Annotated in this window: 16 protein-coding genes; 9 read left to right on the top strand and 7 right to left on the bottom strand. The window is 61.2% G+C overall.

The window, feature by feature from the left end:
• Positions 1 to 27: 27 nt before the first annotated feature.
• The gene (gene codA, locus HX818_RS11700) at positions 28 to 1,263 is read left to right on the top strand and encodes a cytosine deaminase (RefSeq protein ID WP_177020151.1); all 1,236 of its coding nucleotides are present in this window, start codon (positions 28 to 30) and stop codon (positions 1,261 to 1,263) included.
• Between the two features lie 2 nt (positions 1,264 to 1,265).
• Here the strand turns inward: codA and HX818_RS11695 are convergent, their stop codons facing one another.
• The 6 genes from HX818_RS11695 to HX818_RS11670 all read right to left on the bottom strand — a co-directional run bounded on the left by HX818_RS11695 (position 1,266) and on the right by HX818_RS11670 (position 9,018).
• Positions 1,266 to 3,416 (bottom strand): lipase family protein, encoded by a 2,151-nt coding sequence (locus HX818_RS11695; RefSeq protein ID WP_177020150.1) that lies wholly within the window; start codon positions 3,414 to 3,416, stop codon positions 1,266 to 1,268.
• A 48-nt stretch (positions 3,417 to 3,464) separates the two neighbouring features.
• Positions 3,465 to 4,007 (bottom strand): hypothetical protein, encoded by a 543-nt coding sequence (locus HX818_RS11690; RefSeq protein ID WP_158660302.1) that lies wholly within the window; start codon positions 4,005 to 4,007, stop codon positions 3,465 to 3,467.
• A gap of 67 nt (positions 4,008 to 4,074) precedes the next feature.
• A complete protein-coding gene (locus HX818_RS11685) occupies positions 4,075 to 4,917 on the bottom strand; it encodes a DUF4123 domain-containing protein (protein ID WP_177020149.1) in 843 nt (280 codons plus the stop codon).
• The gene (locus tag HX818_RS11680; RefSeq protein ID WP_177020148.1) at positions 4,917 to 6,959 is read right to left on the bottom strand and encodes a type VI secretion system tip protein VgrG; all 2,043 of its coding nucleotides are present in this window, start codon (positions 6,957 to 6,959) and stop codon (positions 4,917 to 4,919) included. Before HX818_RS11680 ends, HX818_RS11685 begins: the two co-directional genes overlap by 1 nt.
• Before the next feature lie 311 nt (positions 6,960 to 7,270).
• The gene (locus HX818_RS11675; RefSeq protein ID WP_003219528.1) at positions 7,271 to 8,260 is read right to left on the bottom strand and encodes a diaminopimelate epimerase; all 990 of its coding nucleotides are present in this window, start codon (positions 8,258 to 8,260) and stop codon (positions 7,271 to 7,273) included.
• On the bottom strand, positions 8,257 to 9,018 hold the full coding sequence (locus HX818_RS11670; RefSeq protein ID WP_087693068.1) for a FadR/GntR family transcriptional regulator: 762 nt from the start codon (positions 9,016 to 9,018) through the stop codon (positions 8,257 to 8,259). The genes HX818_RS11675 and HX818_RS11670 overlap by 4 nt, the downstream gene beginning before the upstream one ends.
• Before the next feature lie 234 nt (positions 9,019 to 9,252).
• On the opposite strand from HX818_RS11670, the gene HX818_RS11665 reads away from it, so the two are divergent.
• The 7 genes from HX818_RS11665 to HX818_RS11635 are packed head-to-tail and all read left to right on the top strand — an operon-like array spanning position 9,253 to position 15,449.
• Complete coding sequence (locus tag HX818_RS11665) at positions 9,253 to 9,993, top strand: SDR family oxidoreductase (RefSeq protein WP_177020147.1); 741 nt, start codon at positions 9,253 to 9,255, stop codon at positions 9,991 to 9,993.
• 28 nt (positions 9,994 to 10,021) lie between these two features.
• On the top strand, positions 10,022 to 10,867 hold the full coding sequence (locus HX818_RS11660) for an ureidoglycolate lyase (protein WP_102604551.1): 846 nt from the start codon (positions 10,022 to 10,024) through the stop codon (positions 10,865 to 10,867).
• Between the two features lie 20 nt (positions 10,868 to 10,887).
• A complete protein-coding gene (locus HX818_RS11655; RefSeq protein WP_177020146.1) occupies positions 10,888 to 12,165 on the top strand; it encodes an L-fuconate dehydratase in 1,278 nt (425 codons plus the stop codon).
• A 37-nt stretch (positions 12,166 to 12,202) separates the two neighbouring features.
• Positions 12,203 to 13,063 (top strand): amidohydrolase, encoded by an 861-nt coding sequence (locus HX818_RS11650; protein ID WP_177020145.1) that lies wholly within the window; start codon positions 12,203 to 12,205, stop codon positions 13,061 to 13,063.
• A complete protein-coding gene (locus tag HX818_RS11645) occupies positions 13,060 to 13,833 on the top strand; it encodes an SDR family oxidoreductase (RefSeq protein WP_003219518.1) in 774 nt (257 codons plus the stop codon). The genes HX818_RS11650 and HX818_RS11645 overlap by 4 nt, the downstream gene beginning before the upstream one ends.
• Positions 13,830 to 14,177, top strand: coding sequence for an L-rhamnose mutarotase (locus HX818_RS11640; protein WP_003219515.1), 348 nt, complete (start codon positions 13,830 to 13,832; stop codon positions 14,175 to 14,177). The genes HX818_RS11645 and HX818_RS11640 overlap by 4 nt, the downstream gene beginning before the upstream one ends.
• A 51-nt stretch (positions 14,178 to 14,228) precedes the next feature.
• Complete coding sequence (locus HX818_RS11635) at positions 14,229 to 15,449, top strand: sugar MFS transporter (RefSeq protein ID WP_008432753.1); 1,221 nt, start codon at positions 14,229 to 14,231, stop codon at positions 15,447 to 15,449.
• On the opposite strand, the gene HX818_RS11630 is transcribed toward HX818_RS11635, so the two are convergent.
• Positions 15,391 to 16,212, bottom strand: a complete 822-nt coding sequence (locus tag HX818_RS11630; protein WP_177020144.1) for a helix-turn-helix domain-containing protein — start codon at positions 16,210 to 16,212, stop codon at positions 15,391 to 15,393. The two genes, HX818_RS11635 and HX818_RS11630, sit on opposite strands and share 59 nt — an antisense overlap.
• Before the next feature lie 92 nt (positions 16,213 to 16,304).
• On the opposite strand from HX818_RS11630, the gene HX818_RS11625 reads away from it, so the two are divergent.
• Complete coding sequence (locus HX818_RS11625) at positions 16,305 to 16,550, top strand: hypothetical protein (RefSeq protein ID WP_102369456.1); 246 nt, start codon at positions 16,305 to 16,307, stop codon at positions 16,548 to 16,550.
• Positions 16,551 to 16,588 lie beyond the last annotated feature (38 nt).

Raw genomic sequence — 16,588 nt, 5'->3', positions numbered from 1 at the left:
CTGTTTTTTGCCAAGAGGAACTTGCCCATGCACATCATCAACGCCCGCCTGCGCAACCGCGAAGGCCTGCATGATCTGCACCTGGAACACGGCCAGATCGCCAGCATCACCCAACAAGGCGCTGCCCCCCTGGCAGGCCCCGACGACCTGGACGCCGCCGGCAACCTGGTGGTCCCGCCTTTCGTCGAGCCGCACATTCACCTCGATGCCACCCTGACCGCCGGCGAGCCGCGCTGGAACATGAGCGGCACCCTGTTTGAAGGCATCGAGTGCTGGGGCGAGCGCAAGGCCACCATCACCCTGGAAGACACCAAGACCCGCTCCAAAAAAACCATCCAGACCCTGGCCGCCCATGGCATCCAGCATGTGCGTACCCATGTCGACGTCACCGACCCGGACCTCACCGCGCTCAAGGCCATGCTTGAAGTACGTGAGGAAAGCGGCCACCTGATCGACCTGCAAATCGTCGCATTCCCCCAGGAAGGCATCGAGTCCTACCGCAATGGCCGCGAGCTGATGGAAGAGGCCATTCGCCTGGGCGCCGACGTGATCGGCGGCATCCCGCACTTTGAATACACCCGTGACCAAGGGGTGAGTTCGGTGAAGTTCCTGATGGACCTGGCCGAACGCACCGGTTGCCTGGTCGATGTGCATTGCGACGAAACCGACGACCCACACTCGCGCTTTCTTGAAGTGCTGGCCGAAGAGGCCCGCAGCCGTGACATGGGCGCCCGCGTGACCGCCAGCCACACCACGGCCATGGGCTCCTACGACAATGCTTACTGCGCCAAACTCTTCCGCCTGCTGGGGCATTCGGGCATAAGCTTTGTCTCCTGCCCTACCGAAAGCATCCACTTGCAGGGCCGCTTCGACACCTTCCCCAAACGCCGCGGCGTGACCCGGGTCAACGAACTGCTGGAGGCTGGCATGAACGTCTGCTTCGGCCAGGACTCCATCGTCGACCCTTGGTATCCCTTGGGTAACGGCAACATTTTGCGGGTGCTGGAAGCCGGGTTGCATATCTGCCACATGCTTGGCTACCGCAACCTGCAAAGTGCCCTCGACCTGGTCACCGACAACAGCGCCCGGGCGATGGCCCTGGGGGATCGTTATGGCCTGGAACCGGGACGCCCGGCGAACCTGTTGATCCTGTCTGCAGACAGCGACTATGAAGTGATTCGCAGCCAGGGCTTGCCGTTGTATTCGATTCGCGCGGGCAAAGTGTTGATGAAACGCCGGCCGGCGCAGGTGGAGTTTTTGTAGGCTCATACGATTGAATCTATATCGAGGGTTTGTGGCTTTCCCCAGCCATCATCCGACTGTGGCGGGATGCTCGCCACTTGGGTGAGTACGCGATTTTGCGGGTGAGCGAACCAGCGTTTCAGGCTGGATTGCAGGGTTGGGGATGAAGCGTGGCTGCCGTAGACGTCGCGGGCCTGGAGGCGGCGCCAGCGGAGGGTTGCCAGGCGGTCGCGACTACTTTGCAGACGATCAGCTTCGATGCTCAAGGCCTGGATATCTTCATAACCACGCTGATTGGTCGGTCGATAGCGGTCCAGTTCTCGTTTTTTCTCCCGCAGTTGTTGCCGCATGCTGATCAGCGCTTTTTCGATCAGCTCAAATTCACTCGCAGTCACCAGTGTTCCGTCGGCGTCCACGGTTTGCTGCCAGCGGCGTAACGTCGCCCAGGCTGCCGGGATGTAGCTTGCGGTCATAAAGTGCTGCTTGTATTGGACTAGCTGCTTGATCAGGTTGGCCCGGTCCGGCATATCACCGCTGAGTTGAATCGCGCGATTGCATGCAGCTTCTTCGATCGACTCACACCCGGGGTTCCACAATATTGAAGACTGTGTGCCGTCGGGCAAGGCAATCGGCATGAAATGCTGCTGGGAGCCATGATGCTGATAGGCGTTCCCGCCCACCCGCACCAACCCAAGTGCGAACAGCAGGCCAGCAGGTGCAGGATTGCTGAACAGGGTAACAAGCCCGGGAATCCAGAGTTTGGCAGTTGTGTTCATCCAGGGTGCCGGGACGCTGGGTACCGGGTCGTTATGATTGACGATGCGGTGATGCACCAAAGATGAAGCACCGTCAGTGAACTCAGAGTCGGCAGCGCGGGGAGCGCCATAGGTGTAAAGAAGGATGTTGCGGTCGTAACCTGGAATTCGCCTAAGAGACTCTGCCAGCAGCAGTGCTATGGCGCCGCCGAGACTATGGCCACAAATTATGATGCGCTGGCCTATGTAGAACCGGTCGAGGTAATGCAGCGCAAAATCACGCATCGCCCGATACGCGCCATAAAAGCCCTCATGAACCTTACCAGCACCCTCGACAAAAGCGACCTGGTGAGCATTGGCATCCCTCAGCCCATCGGAACGGCTTGCAGTGCCCCGCACTGCGATCAGGATCACATGGTCGTGATGGCTGATAAACGCCTGAGTATCAGTGCCATTCTCCTCGTCATCAAAAAAATGCAGCTTCGCTGGGTGGGCCGGGGACTCTCCTTGCCCCGATCGATTTTGCTCATACAACTCAGGATCAAAAGGCAACACCTCGAATCGTTGCGAGTACGGCACGTCTTCATACACGGGATAAAAGTGTTCCACCTGGTCGGAATCGAACTTCCAGGCCTCCTGATAGCCCGACAGTTGTTCGGAAAAAAAATTGCCCACACTGGGCTCTATGGGAAAGCTGACCTGGCCCATCGGCGGAGTCGATGGTTCCTGCCCAAAATCGCAATAACTCAAGGTAGCCATAAGCGCCAACTGATAAAGGTTCAAGGCACAGAACTGGTCTTCAATCGACAACAACGGGCGTAACGCACGCAGCGGCCTTACCTCCAGCACAGTGTGCAGGTCAGGAAATAAAACCAGCCCTGTCAGCTTGGGCTGAGGGGGGCCAAACCCAAGTTCAGCCAGCATGCGGAGCGCATGCCGCGGTGGTCGATGAGTTCTGGGCGCCAAGGGAGGCAAATGAGCAGTGTGCAAGACCAAGTCACTGACCTCGACTTGATAGAATTTGCCTGTTTCCCGCCCTGCCGGGTTTCGCTCGACGCGCTCCCCGTCTACACGTGAAAACCGCGTCTGTTCGGCTCGTACCTGAAGCTCGGTGATAGGCAGTGGATAACAACCACGCGTTTGCAACGTTGCGTAGTAATCCCCGCTCATTTCATATGGCGCATCGAAGATCAGAACCACAGGCCCTCGATATGGGTTGTCCAACTTTGCGAAACCGTTTCCATCCAAACGACCTGCATATTGTTGACCTGTGCTGTCAAAAACCTTGTACGCAAGACCCCCATAAGCGTTTCCGTCACCTGATTCGTCCACAAGACAAAAACTCAGCCAACATCCACGCACTGCACAAGCCGGCATTTTCCCGCTGAAAAAGGGTTGTTTCCATTCTGTAAGCGCCATCGCTGAATATCCTTATTCAGTAAAAGTTAAAGATAAGTACGCTCCCCATCAGATTTCCCCAAACACGAGCCTCACCGTTTTGCCGTTCAACTCATCACGCTGCACACGACCACCCGTTGCTGTCGTTGGCGGCAGTCCTCTTGCATCCACCAGGTTGCATTGAAATACGTTATCAGTCGCCTGCGTTGGCCCTGCCGGCCTGAGTAACCACTGACAGGCCCCCGGCACCTCCAAGGTACCTTCCCCCGGCATTCGAGACATATGGGGTTCAACCCAATCATGCACACCGATAAACGCAAAATCCCCCCCACTGTCCGACAAGTGCTCAGCCGACTTCGCATAGACATCAAACGTCATGTAACGCAGCACTAACGGACACCCGTTCACCGTCTCCGTCAGAGGCAACTCGAAGCTCGCCCGATTCGCCACCGACTTCTCAAGAGCGTCGAATATCTTGATCTCTGGCAGATCACCTGGACGCCATCGTAAAGTGCAAGTCTCACCTGTTCCGGGGACGTAAGTTGCATCGCCTCTGAGTCTGTAATTCGCCGGCAAATCGACCTCCAAAGTGAAACTATCAGCAGGCTTCATCACACAACCGGAAACACCCAGCACACTGCAAACGAATACCCCTCGCCACACGCCCGACATAAATCCCCTACGCATCCTGCTGCTCCCGCTCCACCCAACGCCACTCCCCAACCACCCGCTGAAAATGATCCTCTGCCACTTCCCCCTGCATCGGTTGCCATCGAACAAGCACGTCCCCAGTGGCCTCCACCAAGCGCCGCACCACCAAAAACTCCAGCTGTTCCGGCCTGTCCCATTGCCAGGCCCGCGCTTGCTCCAGCACCTGCGCCAACCAGACTCTCGGGTCTTGAAACTCAACCAGTGCGCTCAACGCCTCGCTGTACTCGGCCAGCAGGTAACGCAGGATATTGGCTTGCAGAATCACTCCCGCCTGGGGATTCGGCACCTCCAGCCACGGCGCAGGATCGGGTACCGGATACGCCCCCGGAGCCGGGTTATCGACACAACTCCAACGCTCACCCTGCCAGTAACACACGCCGATCAGCGGCCCGAGAAAAACAGGCCAGTCCCGAGCAGGCAGGTGAACCAAGGCCCGCGCCAAGGTGCGGTTATCGTGGAAGCGGTACAGCGCCTGACTGCCCGCCGTTCCCACCACCAACCTGTCGCGCCAGTGCCGGGTAACACCCGATAAATCATCACCAGCCAGGCTGCCCAACCAGCCCCAATTACGCTGGGGGTTTTGCAGCAAACCCACCAATGCGGGCTCGCTGACATGGTCGAGCAACAGGAGCATCGGCCCATCCGCTGCCATTTCCGATGCGACGGTTTCACCATAGAGGCAGCGATACTCAGCGACCGTGCGTGTCGCCAGCAGTACCCCACGCGCATCGCTTTCACCCTGTAGAACCAGGCACAGCCGGCGCCCTGCCTGCTGCTGTTCAGCCATCCACTGGCCAGGCGCGATCGCCATCAAGCCGCCCTCCCCGTGGATTCGCACAGGCCTTCACGGCAGCGCTCGCACACTGGACAGAAGTCCGCATCCAGTCTGCTGGCCAGCTCCATGACTGCGCCTTGGATAACCGAAACCTTCGGCCCATCCGCTGCAAATGCGGACGAAGCAGCCACGTCACCCGGTCCAACTGGGTTGGCTGTGCGAATCACGGCAGGCACACCGCCCAACGTGATCGGCCGACTGCTGAAAATCCCGCCGGCCTGAATCAGCAAATGCTCACCACCGGCCTTGAAGCTCAACTGCGCACCGGCATCGATAACCAGATTGGCCCCCGCCTTCAGATGGACCTGTTGCCCCGCTTCGATCACCAGGGTCTGGCCGACAAGGGTCTGGCTGTTGCCCTGCACGTGCAAGTGATCATCAGCCCCAAGCCGAACCTTGCGGTCGCCGGCGATGCTGCGGTGTTCCTCGCCTCCCAGGGTGGTGGCACTCAAGCCGTGGATGGTTTCCCGACGTTCGCCCACCACCTCCAGCCGACTGTCGTGGCCGACCTGCTGCTCCAGATCGCGTTGGGCGCGCAGGTAGATGAGTTCCTGGCCGCTGCGGTCCTCAAGGTGCAGCTCGTTGGCCCCCGTCCCGCCCGGCGAACTGCGGCTGCGCAGCACACTGCGGGTCTTGTGTTGGGGCAACGGATAGGCAACAGGCTGCAAGGTATTGGGCAGGCAACCATTGATCACTGGCCGGTCTGGATCACCTTCCAGGAACGTCACCAGTACCTCCATGCCCACACGCGGGATCATCACCGCGCCATAGCTGTCACCCGCCCATCCGGACGCCACACGCACCCAGCAGCTGCTCTTGTCGTCGTGCTGGTCCAGGCGGTCCCAATGAAAGCGAATTTTCACCCGGCCGTGAGCGTCGCAATGCACGTCCTCACCCTCGGGCCCGGTGACGGTTGCGGTCTGGCTGCCGCTGATACGCGGTTTGACGTGCTTGAGCGGCGGGCGGTAAGCGGCGCGCCAGGGCGTTGCGGTAAATCGATTGCGATAGCCGTGGAATGCCTCGACATCCACCACCGCCTCCTCCAGCACCTGCGGTTGATAGCCTTCGTGACGCACGCCGGTGATCAGCCACAAGTCATTACAGGTGCGGTCCGGATGGCCGCGCAGTTCCAGGAAATGCCCGCTGCGCAAAGCCGGCTGGTCACTGCGGCCCAGGGCCCGATGGCGGTCGCGTTGATGACGTTCCAGGCCACGCCGGGCCAACTGCGAACCTCGCAGATGCCCCGTGAATCCCGCAGGGTATTGATAGTCTTCAAGTGCCGGGGAAGATCCGGCCTGCTCCTGCAAGCGCAGCGACGGATGTTCGAAGTCGTAGTCACGCCGAACAACCTGAGCACTGCGCGTGGCCAGGCGCACATCGAAACGCTGGATCACCAGCGTTTCGGCAGCCGGGCCTCCGGCCGGGCAGTAGCGTTGCGCCGGCAAACGACGAAACACCGTCTGGTCATCACCCAACACCAGTACATGGGCGTCTGCACTGTGGCGAAAGTGGTAGTGAATGCCCTCTTCCTCGCACAGCCGCTGGATAAAGTGCAGGTCGGTTTCCGCGTATTGCACACAGAACGTACGCGGTGGGTAAACCACCGGCCCCAGTTCGAAGGTATAGGCATCAGCAAGGATGCCGTGCTGCTCAAGCACTGCCGCGATAATTTGCGGCACGCTGCGCTGCTGGAAAATCCGCTGGTCGCAACGATGGGCCAGGTACGCCACGCGCGGCGCAAGGGTGAGGTGGTAGCGGGTCAGCCGCTGCCCCGGGCCTTCCCGGCCAATGCTGTAGATTTGCCCGTGCAGGCCTTCACCGGGCTCGCCAAAATCCAGATAGGCCGGTTGGTGAAGTAACTTCTCCAGATCCAGGCTGGGGTTTTCACTGACCCACTGCACTTCAATGAAAAAAGGCTGGTCAATCGTTTCGCTGCCTTTAAAAGCCAGCACCTGAAATGCCTGGTTCATTCCTGCAACGACCAGTTTGAAACGTGACGAAACAAGCGTATTGAACATCCGTTGTTACCCGCCATTCATTGTCGAGCTGAAATAACTTCACCCGTAAAACGCAGATAAAGCCACTCAATTCGAAGCCGATAAAAAGTGCCTGAACCCCAGGAATACTAGCGATTTCAGGCGAAATTCGGCCGCCTCAAAATAAAAAAGAAGATTCGTACATTGATATTGGAAGGGTCTTTTATAAATACAGAAATGCAGTTAAACAGCCAGTACTGACTAACGAGAATACTCTTACACCACCATTCACCAGAGCTGCTTATTTATAGAGAAACAGCTGACAAAGATGATTAAGCCCGCCACTGCCTTTTTCAAACTTCCTGCAGCCGCGCAGTCCCGAACAGGCTAACGCTCAGCAACTCACCCGGCTCTGCTTGCAACCGTACGGGTGCGGTACCGCCCGGCATCACCACCGCCACCTGACCCGCCGTCACCCATCCTACAGACCAGGCGGCGCATGCCACCGCACTGGCGCTGGTCCCGGAGGACGCCGTGGGCCCCTCACCACGCTCAAACACCCGCGCGATCACGCGATTGCCTGAATCCCGGGCGACCCATTGCAGGTTGACCCCGGAAATACAAGGTTGGCCGGCCCCGGCAGGTGGTGCGAAAGCAATCGCCCTCAGCGGATCGAACCAGGCTGATCGATGCAACTGGGCGTTGTCCGGCAACGCTGACGCGTCCTGTACCAGCGTCACACAATGCGGGTTGCCCACACGCACAAACTGGCTGTGATTCCACTCGGGGTTGAGCGCAGCCAGTGGCGAAACATGGCTCACCTCAGTTCCCTCAAGCGAGACCGCGCCCACACCAACAGCCCCTACCGCCAAAGGCCCGAACTCGGGACGCCCCAGCGCCAGCCAAAAGCCCTGCACCTGTTCGTACTCCGCCGGCTCAACCCGCGTAACCACCGGCGATAGTGCGTCTGTCTTGTCGTGATGCACCCGCAACTCACAGCCTTGCGCCATCAATCCCTGGTCGGTCAACGACTGGGCGAAGATCGTCAGGCCATTGCCACTGCGTTCGGCCAGGGAACCGTCGGTGTTGACGATCAACAGGTCAAAAGGCGGCGCGGCCTGGAACGGCCCCACCAACAAGCCGTCACAGCGATGCGCCTTGGCCTCTGCCGGGCGCGGCAACTCATCCCAACCGCACTCGGCGGCAATCGCCGCCAATGCCCAAACACCTCGGGTGCCAGCGGCCAAGTCGGCACGGTCCGGCACGTCGATACCCTTGCTGCGTAACTGCGCCGGGCTTACCACCCCATAGATATTCCCGCGGGCGTCGTAGAACAGGGTCATTGCGCAGTCCGCATAAAGATTCGTACCACCTCTTCCAGGTGCTTGCGCATCGCCTGTCGCGCACCCTCCACGTCTCGCTGTTCCAGTGCATCGAGGATCTTGCGGTGCTCGTCTTCCGAGCGATGGGGCATGTCGTCCGAGGTGTAATGCGCCTGCAACCGCTGGAACATGCTGCCGTAACGATGCCCCAGCAAGTGCGCAATCATCAACGCATACGCCGGATTGCCCGAGGCCTGGGCGATGCGAATGTGAAACAGGCGATCACCCGGATGGGTATGGGAGCCGTCGCGGTTGTCCTGCACATTACGCTCGAAGGCCTCGCGGATCCCCGCCAGCTCTTCGTCGGTGGCATGTTTGGCGGCCAGGGCGGCGGCTTCCGGCTCAATCAGGCGACGGGCCTGGAGCAGGGAAAACGGTGGAATCTCGGCATTGAAGTCGACGTGCAGGTTGAGTTCCGGATCGAACTCTTTCCATTGATCCCGGGTGGCCTGGGCCATCACCGGTTCCTGGCTGACTGTCGGTTGCACGGGTTCACACACCAGCACGCCGTTGCCCACCCGCACGTCTACCAGGCCGATCACCTCCAGGGCAATCATCGCCTCTCGCACGGAAGCGCGACTCACGCCCAGCAGTTTGGCAAGTTCACGCTCAGCGGGAAGTCGACTGCCCGGCGGAAATTCTCCGCTGTCGATCAACGCCCGCAACTGGTCGGCAATCTGTCGATAAAGACGTTGGTTATCAATCACTTGAAATGGCATCTAGGCTCAGCTCGATTCATGTACAGCACGGTCAAAGCGATCAACCCGCAAAAAAGCCGCTTGTTGACCGGGATGACCCATGCTAAAAATTGGATCAATGGCCTGACCATTGGATCGTTTCCAGTGTGCTGATCATAGCAAACCCACCAGGGTTCGCTATGCCGCAGATGCAGGTGTTTCACGCCCTCAATGGCCTGACCATTGAGCCAATAACAATAATCAAGGGAGTCTGTCATGGACCTCACCGGTAAACGCGTGCTGATCACCGCCGCCGCCCAGGGCATTGGCCGCGCCAGCGTCGAAGCCTATCTGACGGCAGGGGCCGAAGTGATTGCAGCCGACATCAATCAACAGGCGCTCGCCGGCTTGCCGGGTGCGCAAACGGTGGTGCTGGATGTCACCGACGCCAGCGCCATCCAACGCCTTGCCGCCGAGATCGGCCCTCTGGACGTGCTGTTCAACTGCGCAGGCGTGGTGCATGCCGGCAATATCCTCGAATGCCCGGAAAGCGACTGGACGTTTGCCCTGGACCTGAACGTCACCGCCATGTACCGCATGATCCGCGCGTTTCTGCCGGGGATGCTGGCGGCGGGCGGCGGCTCGATCATCAACATGTCGTCGGTGGCCTCCAGCCTCAAGGGCGTGCCCAACCGCTTTGCCTATTGCGCCAGCAAGGCGGCCGTCATCGGCCTGACCAAATCCGTCGCGGCCGACTTTGTTACCCAGCGCATCCGCTGCAACGCTATCTGCCCGGGCACCGTGGAGTCGCCTTCGCTGCAGCAACGCATCGTCGAACAAGCCAGTCGTGAAGGCCGCCAGCAGGATGAGGTATACGCCGCATTCACCGCCCGCCAACCGATGGGACGCCTGGGCACGCCCCAGGAAATTGCCCAGCTGGCGCTGTACCTTGGCTCCGATGCCAGCGCGTTTACCACCGGCACCACCCAGATCATTGACGGCGGCTGGAGCAACTGACCGCCCACTTCCAATAAGAGGATTGCTCATGAAATTGCTGCGCTATGGTGAAAAAGGTCAGGAACGCCCGGCCCTGCTGGACGCTGATGGACGTCTGCGTGACCTGTCCGCCCACATCAGTGATATCGCCGGTGACGCCCTGCTCCCGCAAAACCTCGCTCGCCTGCAAGAACTCGACCCCGCGAGCCTGCCCCTGGTACCGGGCAATCCGCGTTTGGGCGCCTGTGTCGGCCAGGTAGGAAAATTCATCTGCATCGGCCTGAACTACGCCGATCACGCTGCCGAAACCGGCGCCCCCATCCCTGACGAACCGATCATCTTCAACAAGTGGACCAGCGCCATCGTCGGCCCCAACGACAACATCGAAATCCCCCGCCACTCCACCAAGACCGACTGGGAAGTGGAGTTGGGCGTGGTGATCGGCCAGGGTGGCCGCTACATCGAGGAAAGCCAGGCCATGCAGCACGTGGCCGGCTACTGCGTGATCAACGATGTCTCCGAGCGCGAGTTCCAGCTGGAACGCGGCGGCACCTGGGACAAGGGCAAGGGCTGCGACACCTTCGGCCCGCTCGGCCCCTGGCTGGTCAGCCGCGATGAGATCGCCGACCCGCACCAACTGTCGATCTGGCTGGAAGTCGACGGCCACCGCTACCAGAACGGCAACACCCGCACGATGATTTTCCAGATCCCCAAACTGATCAGCTACCTCAGCCAGTTCATGAGCCTGCAACCGGGGGATGTGATTTCCACCGGCACCCCGCCCGGTGTCGGCCTGGGGATCAAGCCCACGCCGGTCTACCTCAAGCCCGGGCAAAAAATCCGCCTGGGTATCGAAGGCCTCGGCGAACAGAACCAGACCACGGTCGACGCCTGACAAGAGACTAGGAGCCGTTCATGACTACCATTACCGCGATTCGCGTCGAAGATATCCGCTTTCCTACGTCCCAGTCCCTGGACGGTTCCGACGCCATGAACCCGGACCCGGACTACTCGGCCGCCTATGTGATTTTGCAGACCGACAATGCGGCCCTTGAAGGCCATGGCCTGACCTTCACCATCGGCCGTGGCAACGAGATTTGCTGCGCGGCGATCCAGGCCATGCAGCCGCTGCTGGTGGGCTTGACCCTGGAATGGATCGCCGAAGACATGGGCCGCTTCTGGCGGCATGTCACCAGTGACAGCCAGTTGCGCTGGATCGGCCCGGACAAGGGCGCAATCCACCTGGCCACCGGCGCGATCGTCAATGCCGCGTGGGACTTGTGGGCCAAGGCCGAAGGAAAACCCCTGTGGCGCCTGGTCGCCGACATGAGCCCGGAACAGCTGGTGCGCTGCATCGATTTCCGCTACATCACCGACTGCATCACCTCCAGCGAAGCCCTGGCCTTGCTGCGCCAACGCGCCGAAGGCAAGGCTGAACGCCTGGCCGACCTGCAAGCCAATGGCTACCCCTGCTACACCACCTCCGCCGGCTGGCTCGGTTACGGCGACGAAAAGCTGCGCAGGCTGTGCCAGGAAGCGGTGGATGCCGGCTTCAACCACGTCAAGCTCAAGGTCGGCCACGACTTGCAGGATGACCTGCGGCGCGTACGCATCGCCCGCGAAGTATTGGGCCCGGACCGCCAATTGATGATTGACGCCAACCAGGTGTGGGAAGTCGACACCGCCATCGATTGGGTGCGCGAATTGGCGTTTGCCAAGCCGTGGTTCATCGAGGAACCCACCAGCCCCGACGATATCGAGGGCCATCGCAAGATTCGCCAGGGGGTGGCGCCGGTCAAGGTCGCCACCGGCGAGATGTGCCAGAACCGGATCATCTTCAAGCAATTGATCATGCGCGAAGCCATCGACGTGGTGCAGATTGACGCCTGCCGCCTGGGCGGGGTCAACGAGGTGCTGGCGGTGATGCTGATGGCGGCCAAATATGGCCTGCCCGTGTGCCCGCATGCCGGCGGTGTCGGGCTTTGCGAGTACGTGCAGCACCTGTCGATGATCGACTACCTGTGCATCGCCGGCACCCACGAAGGCCGGGTGATCGAGTATGTCGACCACTTGCACGAGCATTTCGAAGAACCTTGCGTGGTGCGCGGTGCGGCCTATCTGCCGCCGAAGGCGCCGGGATTTTCGATCCAGATGAAAGCCGCGTCCCGGGAGCAATACCGCCACCGGCCGTGAGCTGAACCGCAATTTGAATGGACGGAGCACAATAACAATGTCGTCCCCATCACCTTTGAGGCTCGATGCGCACCAGCATTTCTGGCGCTACCGGGCCGCTGATTATCCGTGGATCGGTACGGCTGAGGCCGACTTGCGGCGGGACTTTCTCCCACAGGACTTGCGGCCGTTGCTCGACGCTGCCGACCTGGATGGCTGCATTGCCGTGCAAGCCCGCGCCGGTGAGCAGGAAACCGACGCGCTGCTGGAAATGGCGCGGCAGCACCCATGGATACTCGGCGTCGTCGGCTGGGTCGACCTGTGCGACCCACGCCTGGAACAGCACCTGGAACAGTGGCGCGACGCACCGGGACTCAAGGGCTTTCGGCATCAGATTCAGGATGAGCCTTCGCCTGCCAGCTTTATGGCCGACGCCAGGTTCTCCCGTGGCCTGCAGCACCTGCAGCAACAAGGCTACGTCTACGAGGTGCTGATCCGCTGCGCCGACCTCGACGCCGCGACAGCCCTGTGCCAGCGCCACGACCGGCATCATCTGGTGCTGGACCACCTGGGCAAACCGGACATCGCCAACGGCCCCGTCGGTTGGGCCGAACACCTGGCGCCACTGGCCGCCCTGCCCCACGTCAGTTGCAAGCTGTCGGGCCTGCTCACCGAAGCCGGGCCCGAGCAACGCAACGCCCGAGCCCTGCGCCCCTACATCGAACTGGCGCTGGAATTGTTCGGCGCCGAGCGCCTGATGTTCGGCTCGGACTGGCCGGTGTGCCTGCTGGCCGGGGAATACCAGGGCACCTGCCAATTGCTGCAACAGACCCTCGGCCCACTGTCGCCCGATGAACAGCAGGCCATCTGGGGCGGCACGGCCCAGCGGGTCTATCACCTTGAAGGAAACTGCCCATGAATCTGCATTTGCAGGACCGCGTGATCATCGTCACCGGCGGCGGCTCGGGGATTGGCGCCGCCATTTCCCTGGGGTTGATTGCCGAAGGCGCAATCCCGGTAATTTTCGGCCATCAACCGTTGTCGCCGGCCTTCGCGGCCGAGCTTGAGCAGCACGGTCAAAGCCACTTCATCCGTGTCGAGTTGCGCGATGAGGACGCCTGCCGCGCAGCCGTCAACGAAGTGTTGCGACGTTTCGGACGCATCGACGGCCTGGTGAACAACGCCGGGGTCAACGACGGCGTGGGCCTGGATGCGGGCCGTGCAGCCTTCGTCGAATCCCTGGAAAAGAACCTGATTCATTACTACCTGATGACCCACCTGTGCCTCGATGCCCTCAAGGCCAGCCGCGGGGCAATCGTGAATATCAGCTCCAAGACGGCCCTCACCGGCCAGGGCGGTACCAGCGGTTATACCGCCGCAAAAGGTGCGCAGCTGTCACTGACCCGGGAATGGGCCGCCTCCTTGCTGGAGTTCGGCATCCGGGTCAATGCCGTGGTGCCCGCCGAGGTGCTGACGCCGCTGTATCAACGCTGGATCGACGGCTTCGACAACCCCGAGGCCAAGCTCGCCGCCATCGTCGAAAAAATCCCCTTGGGCAAACGGATGACCACTCCCGAGGAAATTGCCGACAGCGTGCTGTTCCTGCTCTCACCCCGCGCCTCCCACACCACCGGACAGTGGCTGGTGGTGGATGGAGGCTACACCCACCTCGACCGGGCGCTGACATGAGCGGCCAACGTTACTGCCTGGCCCTGGACCTGATCGACGATGCGGCATTGATCGCCGAGTACCAGCAGCTGCATCGACGCATCTGGCCTGCCGTGGCAGAGCATCTGCGCAGCCAGCAAATCCTGGAAATGCAGATCTGGCGCCTGGGCACGCGGCTGTTCATGGTCATGGACACCGCGGCCGGGTTCAGCTTCGAAGGGCTGGACCACGCTGCACGCGCCAACCCCGACGTGCAAGCCTGGGAAACCCTGATGTGGCGCTTCCAGGCCCCCACGCCGTGGACTGACCCCGGCGGCAAATGGCAGCCCCTGGAGCAGATTTTCTGCCTCACCGACCAACCCTGATAACCGCTGCATCGCACGCCTTGATCCCATAAAAACAACAGGAGAAGCGTCATGTTAAGCAAAGATACACACCTGCCAGGCACCCGTGCCGTGCCGACCTATCGCTGGGCGCTGATGCTGGTGACCAGTCTGTTTTTCCTCTGGGGCTTGTCCTACGGTTTGCTCGACGTACTGAACAAGCACTTCCAGGAAGTCCTGCACGTCAGCAAGGCCCAGTCCGGGCTGTTGCAAAGCGCCTATTTCGGCGCGTACTTCCTGATTGCCCTGCCGGCCGGGTTGTTGATGGACCGCCACGGCTACAAGGCCGGGATCCTGCTGGGCCTGTGCCTGTATGCGACGGGCGCGCTGCTGTTCATGCCGGCGGCTGCGGCGGCGAGCTTTCCGTTTTTCCTGTTCGCGCTGTTTGTCATCGCCTGCGGCCTGGGCTGCCTGGAGACCGCTGCCAACCCCTATGCCACCGTGCTGGGCGAACCCCAGGGCGCCGAGCGGCGGTTGAACCTGGCGCAATCATTCAATGGCCTTGGCCAGTTCTTCGGCCCGCTGATTGGCGGCGCGATGTTCTTCAGCGCCGGCAGCACACCGGCCTCGGACATGAGTTCGTTGCAGACCACCTACGTGGTGATCGCGGTTCTGGTACTGCTGGTGGCGCTGCTGATCGCCCGCACGCCGCTGCCGGATTTGCGCGCCCAGGAACAGGCACTGCAACCGACGGCCGGCAAAGGTCTGTGGCAGCACCGGGAGTTTGTCGGTGGGGTGATCACGCAGTTTTTCTATGTGGCGGCCCAGGTCGGAGTCGGCGCATTTTTCATCAACTACGTCACCGAGCATTGGGCACAGATGGGCAATCAGCAAGCCGCCTATCTGCTGTCGATCGCAATGCTGGCCTTCATGTTCGGGCGCTTTTTCAGTACCTGGCTGATGGGCCGGGTCAGCGCGCAGAAGCTGCTGCTGATTTATGCGCTGATCAATATCGCGTTGTGCGGCCTGGTGGTGATCGGCCTGGAAGGTATCTCGGTGATCGCGCTGATCGCAGTGTTCTTCTTCATGTCGATCATGTTCCCGACGCTGTTCGCCATGGGCGTGAAGAACCTCGGGCCGCACACCAAGCGCGGCAGTTCGTTCATGATCATGGCGATCGTCGGCGGCGCCCTGATGCCCTACTTGATGGGCAAGGTGGCGGACAACAGCACAGTGGCGCTGGCTTACCTGTTGCCTATGGGGTGTTTCGTGATTGTGGCGGTGTATGCCCGTAGTCGCTTGCGCCATCCGTGAAGTACCGCCCCGGCGTCGTCCCGAACGTACGCCGGAACATCGCAATAAAGGCACTGACGTTTTCATAACCCAGGTCCAGCGCAACCCGGGTCACGGGTGCATGCGCCGCCAGCAACTCCAGGGCGCGCAACAACCGTGCGCGCTGGCGCCACTGGCTGAAGGTGAACCCGGTCTCGGCAATAAACCGCCGGGCCAGGGTGCGCGGCGAGACACCGGCCCACTGCGCCCAGTGTTCCAGCAGGCGGTTGTCGTCGGGACTGTCGGCCAGCGCCTGGGCGATGCGCAACAGGCGCGGGTCCCGGGGCAGCGGCAAGCCGAATGGCTCCTGGGGCAACCCGGCGATTTCATCAAGGATCACCTGGGCGATCCGTGACTGTGGCGGCTCAAGCAGCGCCTGACTCCAGGTTGCCGCGCGCCTGACGGCTTCCAGCAACAAGGCCGACGTGGCGATAACGCACGTCTGTCGGGGCAGCCCTGCGCATGCCTGGGGTTCGACATACACACTCCAGCCATCAAACGGCCCGTGGGAACGCAAGGCGTGGGAACAATCGGGGGCAATCCACACCGCATGGGTGGCCGGTACTACCCAATGCTGGTGCGCCGCCTGCACCGACAACAACCCGCGCTGGGCTCCGAGCAATTGCCCGCGGGCATGCTGATGAAGGGCCGTGGTGCGTGCTACCGGACTGCTGCGCAACGTCGCCACCAGCAACGGACCGCCGGTCGCATTGGCGAGCTGGGCTGAAACGAGTGTCGAAGGCATATGGCAGCTTTACCGTATTGAATGACCTGGATAAGGCAGTGTAGCCATTTGCGCACGCCCAGACTGCGGATTCATTCATTGAGGGCTCCGCCATGCGTGCAGAAGACGTGCTTCCCGACCATCTCGACCAAGGCCAATTCAATGGCGTGACCGTGCGCAAGGGCACGGTGGGCGCATTCCTCGCCAACGCCAGAACCTGGTGCGATCCGGCCACCCCGGACGAGCAGCGCTTGCTGGCCGAACAGGACATCCTGCAAGCCCTCCCCGCCCTGCAGGCCCTGGGCTTGTTTGAAGTATTGCAGGTGCGGGACGCGAAACTGGCGCGGCTGCTGAAGTGAGAGGATCGGCCTGGAAGGTGGTAATCCGTCGCTGGAAG

It is taken from the genome of Pseudomonas sp. F9001, assembly GCF_013385435.1.
Lineage (GTDB): Bacteria > Pseudomonadota > Gammaproteobacteria > Pseudomonadales > Pseudomonadaceae > Aquipseudomonas.
Note: the sequence above shows the minus strand (reverse complement) of the source record. Positions and strands in the feature narration are given on the sequence as shown.

Excerpts from the sequence above, each read along its gene's own strand:
- codA (WP_177020151.1), top strand. The coding sequence starts at position 28 with ATGCACATCATCAACGCCCGCCTGCGCAACCGCGAAGGCCTGCATGAT.
- HX818_RS11695 (WP_177020150.1), bottom strand. The coding sequence starts at position 3,416 with ATGGCGCTTACAGAATGGAAACAACCCTTTTTCAGCGGGAAAATGCCG.
- HX818_RS11690 (WP_158660302.1), bottom strand. The coding sequence starts at position 4,007 with ATGAAGCCTGCTGATAGTTTCACTTTGGAGGTCGATTTGCCGGCGAAT.
- HX818_RS11685 (WP_177020149.1), bottom strand. The coding sequence starts at position 4,917 with ATGGCGATCGCGCCTGGCCAGTGGATGGCTGAACAGCAGCAGGCAGGG.
- HX818_RS11680 (WP_177020148.1), bottom strand. The coding sequence starts at position 6,959 with ATGTTCAATACGCTTGTTTCGTCACGTTTCAAACTGGTCGTTGCAGGA.
- HX818_RS11675 (WP_003219528.1), bottom strand. The coding sequence starts at position 8,260 with ATGACCCTGTTCTACGACGCCCGCGGGAATATCTATGGGGTGGTAAGC.
- HX818_RS11670 (WP_087693068.1), bottom strand. The coding sequence starts at position 9,018 with ATGCCATTTCAAGTGATTGATAACCAACGTCTTTATCGACAGATTGCC.
- HX818_RS11665 (WP_177020147.1), top strand. The coding sequence starts at position 9,253 with ATGGACCTCACCGGTAAACGCGTGCTGATCACCGCCGCCGCCCAGGGC.
- HX818_RS11660 (WP_102604551.1), top strand. The coding sequence starts at position 10,022 with ATGAAATTGCTGCGCTATGGTGAAAAAGGTCAGGAACGCCCGGCCCTG.
- HX818_RS11655 (WP_177020146.1), top strand. The coding sequence starts at position 10,888 with ATGACTACCATTACCGCGATTCGCGTCGAAGATATCCGCTTTCCTACG.
- HX818_RS11650 (WP_177020145.1), top strand. The coding sequence starts at position 12,203 with ATGTCGTCCCCATCACCTTTGAGGCTCGATGCGCACCAGCATTTCTGG.
- HX818_RS11645 (WP_003219518.1), top strand. The coding sequence starts at position 13,060 with ATGAATCTGCATTTGCAGGACCGCGTGATCATCGTCACCGGCGGCGGC.
- HX818_RS11640 (WP_003219515.1), top strand. The coding sequence starts at position 13,830 with ATGAGCGGCCAACGTTACTGCCTGGCCCTGGACCTGATCGACGATGCG.
- HX818_RS11635 (WP_008432753.1), top strand. The coding sequence starts at position 14,229 with ATGTTAAGCAAAGATACACACCTGCCAGGCACCCGTGCCGTGCCGACC.
- HX818_RS11630 (WP_177020144.1), bottom strand. The coding sequence starts at position 16,212 with ATGCCTTCGACACTCGTTTCAGCCCAGCTCGCCAATGCGACCGGCGGT.
- HX818_RS11625 (WP_102369456.1), top strand. The coding sequence starts at position 16,305 with ATGCGTGCAGAAGACGTGCTTCCCGACCATCTCGACCAAGGCCAATTC.